The 10,536-nt window shown below is 73.0% G+C and carries 9 protein-coding genes and 1 pseudogene; 7 read left to right on the forward strand and 3 right to left on the reverse strand.

The annotated features are described in order from the left end of the window. Nucleotides 1-4 precede the first annotated feature (4 nt). Nucleotides 5-601 carry a hypothetical protein gene (locus E6R18_RS30130; RefSeq protein WP_136320048.1) on the forward strand — a complete coding sequence of 199 codons (597 nt, stop codon included), beginning with the start codon at nucleotides 5-7 and terminating at the stop codon, nucleotides 599-601. Nucleotides 602-791: 190 nt separating this feature from the next. Further along, on the forward strand, nucleotides 792-3,209 hold the full coding sequence (locus E6R18_RS30135; RefSeq protein WP_136320049.1) for a right-handed parallel beta-helix repeat-containing protein: 2,418 nt from the start codon (nucleotides 792-794) through the stop codon (nucleotides 3,207-3,209). Here E6R18_RS30135 and E6R18_RS30140 read toward each other — a convergent pair. Continuing rightward, nucleotides 3,182-5,448: pseudogene (locus E6R18_RS30140) on the reverse strand (hypothetical protein); the annotation flags it as partial. The gene E6R18_RS30135 and the pseudogene E6R18_RS30140 overlap by 28 nt on opposite strands. Before the next feature lie 269 nt (nucleotides 5,449-5,717). Here E6R18_RS30140 and E6R18_RS30145 point away from each other — a divergent pair. The 3 genes from E6R18_RS30145 to E6R18_RS30155 all read left to right on the forward strand — a co-directional run bounded on the left by E6R18_RS30145 (nucleotide 5,718) and on the right by E6R18_RS30155 (nucleotide 7,652). Next, nucleotides 5,718-6,560, forward strand: coding sequence for a DeoR/GlpR family DNA-binding transcription regulator (locus E6R18_RS30145; RefSeq protein WP_136320050.1), 843 nt, complete (start codon nucleotides 5,718-5,720; stop codon nucleotides 6,558-6,560). A 54-nt stretch (nucleotides 6,561-6,614) separates the two neighbouring features. Continuing rightward, nucleotides 6,615-7,067, forward strand: a complete 453-nt coding sequence (locus E6R18_RS30150; RefSeq protein ID WP_136320051.1) for an SRPBCC family protein — start codon at nucleotides 6,615-6,617, stop codon at nucleotides 7,065-7,067. A 105-nt stretch (nucleotides 7,068-7,172) separates the two neighbouring features. Continuing rightward, nucleotides 7,173-7,652: an SRPBCC family protein gene (locus E6R18_RS30155; protein ID WP_136320052.1), complete on the forward strand. Its 480-nt coding sequence runs from the start codon at nucleotides 7,173-7,175 to the stop codon at nucleotides 7,650-7,652. 9 nt (nucleotides 7,653-7,661) lie between these two features. Here E6R18_RS30155 and E6R18_RS30160 read toward each other — a convergent pair whose 3' ends face one another. Then, nucleotides 7,662-8,798: a PLP-dependent cysteine synthase family protein gene (locus E6R18_RS30160; RefSeq protein ID WP_136320053.1), complete on the reverse strand. Its 1,137-nt coding sequence runs from the start codon at nucleotides 8,796-8,798 to the stop codon at nucleotides 7,662-7,664. Between the two features lie 227 nt (nucleotides 8,799-9,025). On the opposite strand from E6R18_RS30160, the gene E6R18_RS30165 reads away from it, so the two are divergent. Beyond that, nucleotides 9,026-9,343 (forward strand): hypothetical protein, encoded by a 318-nt coding sequence (locus E6R18_RS30165; RefSeq protein WP_136320054.1) that lies wholly within the window; start codon nucleotides 9,026-9,028, stop codon nucleotides 9,341-9,343. A 187-nt stretch (nucleotides 9,344-9,530) separates the two neighbouring features. After that, nucleotides 9,531-10,049 carry an ATP-binding protein gene (locus tag E6R18_RS30170; RefSeq protein WP_206308465.1) on the forward strand — a complete coding sequence of 173 codons (519 nt, stop codon included), beginning with the start codon at nucleotides 9,531-9,533 and terminating at the stop codon, nucleotides 10,047-10,049. A 60-nt stretch (nucleotides 10,050-10,109) separates the two neighbouring features. Here E6R18_RS30170 and E6R18_RS30175 read toward each other — a convergent pair whose 3' ends face one another. Beyond that, complete coding sequence (locus tag E6R18_RS30175; protein WP_136320055.1) at nucleotides 10,110-10,397, reverse strand: SHOCT domain-containing protein; 288 nt, start codon at nucleotides 10,395-10,397, stop codon at nucleotides 10,110-10,112. Between the last annotated feature and the right edge of the window lie 139 nt (nucleotides 10,398-10,536).

Genomic DNA, 10,536 nt, shown 5'->3' on the forward strand with positions numbered 1-10,536 from the left:
AGCGATGGCCGGAGTCTGGCGCTGGCGGCACAATCCGCTGCGCCGCGCCACGGACCGGCGCGAGGCATGGCTGGCGCTGACCGCGTTCCTGCTGCTGGTGGTGGCGGCGCCGGTGATCGGCTGGTTCTGCGGTTCACGGACCGACGCCGCGCTGCAGGCATCGGTGCGCGCCCAGCGGACGGAGCGTCACCTCACCACCGCCGTGGTGGTGCGCCGGGTGACCGCCGCCCACTTCGCCACCGACCCCGAGATATCCACCGGCCGCGTCACCCGGACCGCCGTGGTCGCCCGTTGGCACGCGCCGGACGGGTCCGCGCGCAGCGCCGTCGTCTCGACCGCCTCGCGCAATGCCAAGCCGGGCGCGAAGGTCCGCGTCTGGACCGACCGAAGAGGAAGCGCCGCGCCCCGGCCGATGGACGCGAGGACCGCGCGCACCCATGCCGCACTGGCCGGGTTCGGCGCCGCGATGCTGGCCGCCCTCCTGATCGAGTGCAGCCGGCGCCTGACCCTCCGGCGCATGACACGGCACCGGTACGAACAGCTCGACCGGGCCTGGGCATCGGTCGGCCCGGACTGGGGCAGGACGGGCACCGGCAGCTAGGGCCCGTCCTGCGCCGATCCGTCGGGCCGGGTGCCGGGGACCCGCGGATCGGGTCAACTCCCGCCCTCCGCGCGCGCTACGGTGGACCGGCCCGCCCGTCGCTCTCCGGCAGGCGGACCCCGGCTGGTCGCTGCCGCGAGGCCGGCGACCCGGGCACCACACACGCACGAGGCGGGGGCACGACAGCGCCATGGCACAGGGCACAGTCCAGGTGACGCACACCGGCACATCGCGGTGGCGGCGCCGCACGGGCGAATACGCCTCCCTCACGGCTGCGCTGGAAGCGGCGGCGGACGGTGACGTGCTCACCGTCGCGCCCGGCACGTACCGGGAGAACCTGGTCATCGCCCGCGCCGTGACGTTGCGCGGTCCCGAGGGCTCCGTCGGTTCCGTGCGCATCGCCCCCGTCGACGGGGTGCCACTGACGCTGCGCGCCTCCGCCGTCGTCCAGGACCTCCACGTGGAGGGGCAGGACTCGGCGGCCCCCGCGCTGCTGATCGAGGAAGGCTCCCCCGAGATAGCGGACGTGCGGATCGTGACCCGCTCGGCCGCCGGCATCGAGGTGCGGGGCGCCGCCCGGCCCTCCGTGCGCCGGTGCACGGTCGACAATCCGGCGGGCGTCGGCATCGCCGTGCTCGACGGCGCCGGCGGGGTGTTCGAGGAGTGCGAGATCGTCTCGGCCGGCCAGTCGGGGGTCGCCGTGCGCGACGGCGGCCACCCCCGGCTGGAGCGCTGCCGGGTCCACCACGCCTCGGGCGCGGGGCTTTCCGTCACCGGCGAGGGCAGCGGACTTGAGGCCGTGGGCTGCGAGATGTACGAAATCAAGGGCAGCGGAATACAGGTGACCGCCCGCGCCTCCGCCCACCTCACCGACTGCACGGTGCACCGCACATCGGCGGACGGCGTCACCCTGGACACCGACGCGGTGCTCACGCTGGCCGACTGCGACATCCACGACATCCCGGAGAACGCGGTGGACCTGCGCTCCCGTGCGGTGCTCACGCTGACCCGCTCGACGGTGCGCCGCTTCGGCCGCAACGGGCTATCCGTCTGGGACCCGGGCACCCGGGTCGACGCCAACCAGTGCGAGATCCACGACAGTACGGGCGACTACCCGGCGGTCTGGGTCAGCGACGGGGCGACGGTGATACTGGATTCCTGCCGGGTCCACGACGTGCCGGACGCCCTGTTCGTCCTCGACCGGGGCTCGCGCGCCGACGTCGTGGACAGTGACCTCTCCCAGGTCCGCAACACGGCGGTGTCGGTCAGCGACGGGGCGACCGCCCAGCTCGACGACTGCCGCATCCGCGAGGCGTCGACCGGCGCCTGGTTCCGCGACCACGGAAGCGGCGGCACGCTGAACAACTGCACCATCGACGCGGCGCAGACCGGCGTGATCGTCACCAAGGGCGCCGACCCGGTAATCGAGCGCTGCACGGTGACCTCACCCGCCGAGGCCGGGTTCTACGTCTCGGCCGAGGGCCGGGGGACGTTCAACGGCTGCCGGGTCACCGGCAGCGAGGGGTACGGCTTCCATGTGATGGAGGGCTGCCGCACGACGCTGACCCGCTGCCGCACCGAGCGCTGCGCCCGCGGCGGCTACGAGTTCCCCGAGAGTACGGGGCAGGGGGGCGGGCCGGTCGTGGAGGACTGCACGAGTGACGAGAGCGGTCTGCGGACCTCCACTCCCCCGCCGGCCACCGTCCTGACGGCGACACAGCAGGCCCCCGGGCTGCTCGGGTCGGTCCCCGCGCCGCGCCCCGTCGAACCGCCGGCGGTGGCGGCGGCCGAACCCGCGCGCACCTCCGGGGAGGTGCTGGGCGAGCTGGACGCGCTGGTCGGCCTCGACAGCGTCAAGCGCGAGGTGCGGGCGCTCACGGACATGATCGAGGTGGGCCGCAGGCGCCTCCAGGCGGGCCTGAAGGCGGCCTCGGTCCGCCGCCACCTCGTCTTCACCGGCTCCCCCGGCACCGGCAAGACCACGGTGGCCCGGCTGTACGGCGAGATCCTGGCCGCGCTCGGGGTGCTGGAGCGCGGGCATCTGGTCGAGGTGTCCCGGGTGGACCTGGTCGGTGAGCACATCGGCTCGACCGCCATCCGCACCCAGGAGGCGTTCGACCGGGCGCGCGGCGGGGTGCTGTTCGTCGACGAGGCGTACGCCCTCTCCCCCGAGGACTCCGGCCGGGACTTCGGCCGGGAGGCGATCGACACGCTGGTGAAGCTGATGGAGGACCACCGGGACGCGGTGGTCGTCATCGTCGCCGGGTACACCCACGAGATGGAGCGGTTCCTCACCGTCAACCCCGGGGTGGCATCCCGCTTCTCGCGGACCATCACGTTCAGCGACTACGAACCGGCCGAGCTGCTGCGGATCGTGGAGCAGCAGTCCCGGGAGCAGGAGTACAGCCTGGCGTCCGGCACCGGTGAGGCACTGCTGAAGTACTTCACGGAGCTGCCGAAAGGACCGGCCTTCGGCAATGGGCGCACCGCCCGCCAGACCTTCGAGTCGATGGTCGAGCGGCACGCCGGCCGGGTCGCCCAGCTCGCCGATCCGAGCACGGACGATCTCACTCTGCTGTATCCGGAGGACCTCCCGGAGCTGCCCTGACGTCTTCGCGTGGCTGGTCCGCCTGGTGGGGCAGGACCGGGTCGAGCCGTTCCAGGAGCGCGGCGCGTTCCTCGGCGAAGACGGGGTCGGCCTGGTAGTCGCCGTGGCCGAGCACCGGCTCGGGCAGCGGGTGCTCGGGGGTTCGTGCGTAGACCAGCGGGTCCTTGAGCGGGCCGCGGTCCACCTCGGGGCCGGACTCCCGGCCGAGCCTGATCTCGCCGCCGATCGGGTCGGTGGCCCGCCACAGGTTGCGCCAGCAGTGCACCGAGCGGTGCAGCCCGTGGAGCTGTCCGGGCCCGAAGTAGGCGGGGAACCATCGCCCGTAGAGGCGCTCGATCGGTGAACCGTAGGTGAGCAGGGCGACTTGGGCGCGGGTCCTGGCGGGGAGCTGCCAGACCGCGGATGCCGCGAGGACGCTGCCCTGGGAGTGGCCGGAGATGACGAGGCGGCCACGGGTGCGGGCGGTCCAGCCGGACATGCGGGACGCCAGGTCGGGCACGGCGCGTTCGGCGTAGCAGGGCGGGGCGAAGGGGTGGGCGGCGCGCGGCCAGAACGTGCCGACGTCCCACAGGATGCCGATCGTGCGCCGGGCCGAGGCGTCGCGGTAGGCGCGCCGGCCGCAGGCGACGAAGACGAGGAAGCCGAAGCCGACGAGCCAGGAGCCGGTGGACTGGGCCGCTTCGGCCACCGATGCCAGGAACGGGCCGCTGCCGTCCAGGGCGAGCCCCGGCACCTCTCCGGTGGCCCAGGCCCCGGCCACGGCGCCCGCCCCCAGCAGCAGGGTGGCGCCGGAGACCAGGCCGACCACGCCGGGCGCCGAGTCGGTGAGCGCGGCGGTGGCCCGGATACGGGCGATCCGCGCGGTCCGAGACGGATCGGGGCACGTCTCCCCGTACTCCTCATCGATCACCGGTTCCAGCCGGCGGGCGGTCCGCCAGGTCCGTACGCCGAGCGCGATACCCGGCGCCAGGAGCAGCGCGATGAGGACGGGGATGACGGATGCCTGCCAGCTGAGCAGGACGGGCGGACCCTCTATGAGGGCGCTGCGCCCCATGCCGGGGCTGCCGGGCCCGTCGAGCCAGTCGGCGACGCGCTGGGCCACCCCGCCGGTCATCACACCGCCGAGCGCGCACGCGAGCATCGCGACGGCCGGTCCGCCGAGGCCGCGCATCACGGTGCGCGGCTCGGGGCAGCGCCGGTACAGGTCGAGGGAGACCCCGGCGAGGAGGACGACCAGTACGCCCTGGGCGAGGGTGACCGCCGGGAACGTGACGTCGCCGGGGAGCGTGCCCGAGGATGTCCAGCCGGGGCGCGACCAGGCGGCGTGCACCGCGGCGAGGACGAGGAGGGCGAGCGCGGCGCCGGGGAGGCAGGTGATGAGGGCCCGGTCGAGCCGGTTGTCGAGGCGCCGTTCGCTGCGGCCCCGGCGGCAGACCACCCAGAGCACGGTGATCGCGCCGAGGACGAGCGCCGCCTCGATCAGCCGTCCCAGCACCGCGGGCACGGGTCCGGTGACCGCGCGGTCGTGACGGGCGGCGGCGCCGGTGACGCAGGCGGTGACGGTCAGGAAGCCGGCGGCGGTGTGGGCGGCGCGCAGCCGTGCGACGAGCCGGCGCCCGTACCAGAATCCGGGCCGTCCCAGCGCGGGGCGTACGGGTTCCGGGGCGGGTGCCCGGTCGTCGTCGGGGTCCGGCTGGGTCAGCGGCCGCTGGGACTCGTAGGCGCTCCAGGTCCGGTTGGACAGGAACCAGAGCAGCCCGACCAGCGCGGTGGGCACCAGCGCGGCCAGGGCGAGGCGGCGGCCGGGCTGGGACCACCAGCCGCCCTGCGCGGCCGAGAGGAATCCCAGCCACGAGCGCTGGTCGGAGCAGTCGGGCACGCCTGCGCACTGCCAGGCGGTGAGATCGAGGGCGACTTCGCAGGCTGCGGCGGTCAGCAGGACGGTGAGGCTGAGGGCGATGAGCCGGACGAGGACCCCGTACACCCGGATCGCGCGGGGGCGGCGGCGGGCGGTGGGGCGCATCCAGTGGGCGAGGTTGACCACCATGAAGGGGAGCAGCAGCAGCCACAGCGCGCGGGAGCCGTTGCCGGAGGTGAGGTTGGACCAGCAGTATGCCTCGGCGATGGGCTCTTCGCGGTACCGCTCGGGGTGCTGCTCGGCGTCGACGTCGGCGGAGCGCCGGTAGATGGCGGCGGTGGTGTCCCCGGTGACCCTCACCGTGCGCGGGTCGACCAGCATCTCCTGGGGCGTGGTGCCGCCGACCCCGTGGACCAGTAATTCCAGCGCGGGTCCGGTGGCGCGCGGGGGTGGGGTGGGAGATGGCACGGCGACTCGCTCTCGCAGGGGAAAGGCGGCTGATGCCCGTTCAGCGCTGTCGCGGGCGGGCACGGGTGGCCGCGGTCCTTCCCACCGAATCTCCCCCGTGCGACGCCCCGCGACACCGCGTGGCAGGATGACTCCGTCGATACGGACTCCTGTACGGCCAGAGGGAAGGGTGGCACCCGGCGTTGAGCGAGAATCAGAATTTGCTCGCGGAGCAGCGGCGTGCGCTGATCCTCGACGAGGTGCGCCGGCGTGGCGGGGTGCGGGTCAACGAGCTGACCCGGAGGCTGAACGTCTCGGACATGACCGTGCGCCGGGATCTGGACGCGCTGGCCCGGCAGGGTGTGATCGAGAAGGTGCACGGCGGTGCCGTGCCGGTGGTCGAGGCGAGCACGCACGAGCCCGGTTTCGAGGCGAAGTCGACGCTGGAGCTGACCGCCAAGGAGGACATCGCCCGGGCGGCGGCCGCGATGGCCGTGCCCGGCAGCGCCATCGCCCTGTCCGGCGGCACCACGACGTACGCGCTGGCCCAGCATCTGCTGGACGTGCCGGACCTGACGGTGGTGACGAACTCGGTGCGGGTCGCCGATGTGTTCCATGCGGCGCAGCGGCCGGGTGCGCCGGCCGGCCGGCCGGGGGCGGCGACGGTCGTGCTCACCGGTGGGGTGCGCACGCCGTCCGACTCGCTGGTCGGCCCGGTCGCGGACCGGGCGATCGCCTCGCTCCACTTCGATGTGCTCTTCCTCGGCGTCCACGGGATCTCGGTGGAGGCGGGGCTGTCCACGCCGAACCTCGCGGAGGCGGAGACGAACCGCCGGTTCGTGCAGTCGGCGCGGCGGGTGGTGGTGGTCGCCGACCACACGAAGTGGGGGACGGTGGGGCTGAGCTCCTTCGCCACGCTGGACCAGGTGAGCACGCTGGTCACGGACGCGGGCCTGTCCGCGGGGGCCCGCGAGGAGATCGAGGAGCACCTGCCCGGTCTGCTGGTCGCGGGCCGCGAGGGGACCGAGGAGCCCGCCGAGGGCTGAGGGCCCTGGTTCCGCTCCGCTCGCGACGCGCCTGTCACGGCCTAGGATCGTGGTGTGGCCGTCTTCCGGATCGAGCGTTTCACTCCGTTGCCCGCAGCCGAGTCCTGGCGCCGGGTGACGGACTGGGAACGGCATGCCGCGCATGTGCCGCTGACGACGATCACGGTGCCGGCGGGGCTGCCGACCCGGATCGGGACGGTGTTCGTGGCGCGCACCGGGCTGGGTCCGCTGGCGTTCGACGATCCGATGGAAGTGGTCCGCTGGTCGCCTCCGGCCGGGGGCCGGGCGGGCATGTGCCGACTGGAGAAGCGCGGCCGGGTGGTGCTGGGCCGGGCGTCGATCGATGTGTATCCGAACCGGGCCGGCTCCCATGTGGTGTGGGTGGAGGAGATGAGCGTGCGGCTGCTGCCGCGCTGGGCGGACCCGGTGATCGCGGGTGCGGGCCGCCGGGTCTTCGGCCGGGTGCTCGACTCGGTACTGGACCGTCCGGCCCGGCGGTACGGCTGAGGCGACGGCCGGTGCGGGTCCGGTCGCGAGTACGGACATCTGACGGCCCGCCAGCTATGGTGTGCGCGGCCTCGTTTGCCGCCGGCCGTACGGGAGGTGCGATCCATGGCACATCGTCTTCGCTCCGAGAACCTCGGCTTCGCCGGGACGGCTCCGGTGCGGCTGGTCTTCGCCGCCGAGGTGTCCGCTCCCCCGGACGTCGTGTACCGGGCGCTCGCCGACGACGTCGAGGGCTGGCCGCGCTGGTTCACCGCCGTGACGGCCGCCGTGCCGGTGGCGGCGGGCGCGGGGCGTGAGGTGCGGCTGCGGGGCGGGATCGTGTTCCGCGAGACGGTCATCGCGACGGAGCCCGGTGAGCGGTACGCGTACCGGATCGACTCCACCAACGCCCCCGGGCCGAGGGCCCTGGTGGAGGAGTGGCGGCTGACCCCCGCCGGTAGCGGCACGCGGGTGCGGTGGACGTTCGCCGCCGACGGTTCGCCGCTGTTCCGGTTCACCCTGCGGCGGGCCCGCGGGTTGGTGGGCCGCTCGTTCAGGGACGCGGTGCGCAGTCTGGACCGGCGGCTGTCGGCGGCGCCCGCCTGACTTCCGGGCTCAGACCGCCGGCCAGGCGCCGGTGACCAGGAAGTGGTCGATGGTCCGGGTGCAGGGGGCGATGTCCAGGCCCTGCGCGGCCAGCCAGGAGTCGGAGTAGTACTTGTCGAGGTAGCGGTCGCCGGGGTCGCAGATCAGCGTGACGACGCTGCCCCTCTCGCCCCGGGCGACCATCTCGGCCACCAGTTTGAACGCGCTCCACAGCCCGGTGCCGGTGGAGCCGCCCGCCTTGCGCCCGATGGCCCGCTCCAGGGCGCGTACGGCCGCGACGGTCGCCGCGTCCGGGACCTTCATCATCCGGTCGATGGCGCCGGGCACGAAGCTGGGTTCCATGCGGGGCCGGCCGATGCCCTCGATGCGCGAGCCGCTGTCGCTGGTGGCGAACGGGTCGTGGTGGGTCCAGCCGTCGAAGAAGCAGGAGTTCTCCGGATCGGGCACACAGATCCTGGTGTCGTGCTGCATGTAGTGCACGTAGCGGGCGATGGTCGCCGATGTGCCTCCGGTGCCGGCGGTGGCGACGATCCAGGTGGGCTCCGGATACCGTTCGAGCCGCAGCTGCTGGTAGATCGATTCCGCGATGTTGTTGTTGCCCCGCCAGTCGGTGGCCCGCTCGGCGTAGGTGAACTGGTCCATGTAGTGGCCGCCGGACTCCGCGGCGAGCCGGGCGGACTCCTCGTAGATCCGGCGCGAGTCGTCCACGAAGTGGCAGCGCCCGCCGTGGAATTCGATGAGCCGGCACTTCTCCGGGCTGGTGGTCCGGGGCATCACGGCGATGAACGGCACCCCGATCAGTTTGGCGAAGTACGCCTCCGAGACGGCGGTGGACCCGCTCGACGCCTCGATGACCGGTTTGCCGGGCCGGATCCAGCCGTTGCAGAGCCCGTAGAGGAAGAGCGAACGCGCCAGCCGGTGCTTGAGGCTGCCCGTGGGGTGCGTGGACTCGTCCTTGAGGTAGAGGTCGATGCCCCAGGTCTCCGGCAGCGGGAAGCGGAGCAGGTGGGTGTCGGCGGAGCGGTTGGCGTCGGCCTGGACCTTGCGGACGGCCTCCTTCAGCCAGGCGCGGTAGGCCGGGTCGGAACGGTCGATGTCGACGGTCGCCGCGGCTGCGCCGCCGTGCCCGTGCTCACTGGTGTCCATCTGCGCGCTTCTCCTCGTACGACCGGTCTCGGCGGGGCCCACGATATGCCCCCTACCTGCGCAAACGTTCACTTTGATGGTCCATAGCCCTGCCTTGGTGTCGTGCGCGGGCACCGGTGGCGCCACTCGGCCCGAATGCGCCGTTTACGTACCGTCCCGCTCTGGTGCACACGGCCCGGGATGGGCACACTTCGTCTCAGAGGCATGTCGAAGGGGGCGAAGGGGCCATGTCCGAAACGGAGTTCAGTGCGACGGGCGTACGCATCGACCGATGGGCGCGCTCGGTCAGCAGGGCCGGACAGGTGACCGTCAAGGACGGCCGGGTGGCCCTTCTGACGAGTTACGGGCGGGAGATCGACAGTGCGCCGGTGGGGACGGTGAGCGCGGGCAGACCGTGGTTCGCAGGGGCGGACGCGACGGTGGCGCGGGTCAACGGGACGCGGTACCGGCTGACGATGCGGCGGCCCGACGGCAAGCCAGGTGACGAGCCTCCTGCGCACCGGTTCCTGGAGGCGCTGTACAGCGCGGGGGGCCGCCGGGGCTGACGGAGCGGCGCGGTGCGCGAACCGCGAGTTGCGCGGCGGTATGCCCTGAGCGACATTGGAGTCACGTCACTCATGGTGTACCGGCGGTGACACTGTGATCCAGGCCGCCGGCCCGGACTCAGCAGCGAGCCATGTGCTGGATCCGTCCCTTCGTCTTCTTCCGGACCTATTTCGGGGAGTCGCAGCCGTGATCAGCGAGCCAAGCAGGCACTGCACGGTGGAGCTCCAAGCCCTGCCGTCGCGGATCGGTCAGGTCCGCAGAATCATCTCGGCGCAGCTGCGCTACTGGCATCTCGATTCTCTGATCGACCAGACAGCGCTGGGCGTCACCGAACTCCTGACCAACGTCCACCGGCATGCGCAGCCGGACAAATCATGCACCGTCGAGATCGAGTTGCTCCTCGAACGGCTGACGGTGTCCGTCCATGACCACGACCCACGGATGCCCACCGTGCGCGAGGCCGACGACTCCAGTACGTCGGGGCGCGGACTCGCACTGATCGCCGCGGTCAGCGAGAGCTGGGGCGTCCGCCCCCGGGCCGGGGCGGGGAAGGTCGTCTGGTTCACCCTTCCCACACCGTCCCGGCTCGTACAGCCGCCGCACGCGCTGTACGGGGCCACGACCGACGGGCCGTTCGACCTGAGCGGCCTCGCGATGCCCGAGGGGGCGCCACCCTCGACGGCGCGGTCGGCCGTGATGGGCTGACGCGACAGGAGCGGGGCATCCCCGAGGGGGCGCCCCGCTCCTGTCCGTCACGCCGTCCGGTCACCCGGCGCCGCCCGCGCGGGGGCCGAACTGCTCGTCGAGCACGGACAGCCGCCGCCAGTACTCGTCCTCGTCGATCTCCCCGGCGGCGAAGCGCCGCCCGAGCACGGCGATCGGGGAGTGACCGGCGGGGCCTCCCGGCACGACCCGCGTCCGCCAGGGGCCGCGCCGGCCGCGCGGGAGGACCCGGCGCAGGACCGTGACGACGGTGATGACGACGGCCGCCCACACCAGGGGGGCGAACAGGATCCAGGGCCCGGGTCCGCCGTCGAAAGCCAGGGTGTTCATCTCGGTCAGCTCCTAGGGCCTGTGTGAGGTCGTGATCAATATCTGCGTTCCGCTGCCGTGCCGGGACGGATCACGGTAGAACGCCGGTGTGACGCGCCGACAGCTCAGTGACGACCAGTGGGAACTCATCCAGCCGTAC

The organism is Streptomyces sp. A1277, assembly GCF_004795015.1.
Classification (GTDB): domain Bacteria; phylum Actinomycetota; class Actinomycetes; order Streptomycetales; family Streptomycetaceae; genus Streptomyces.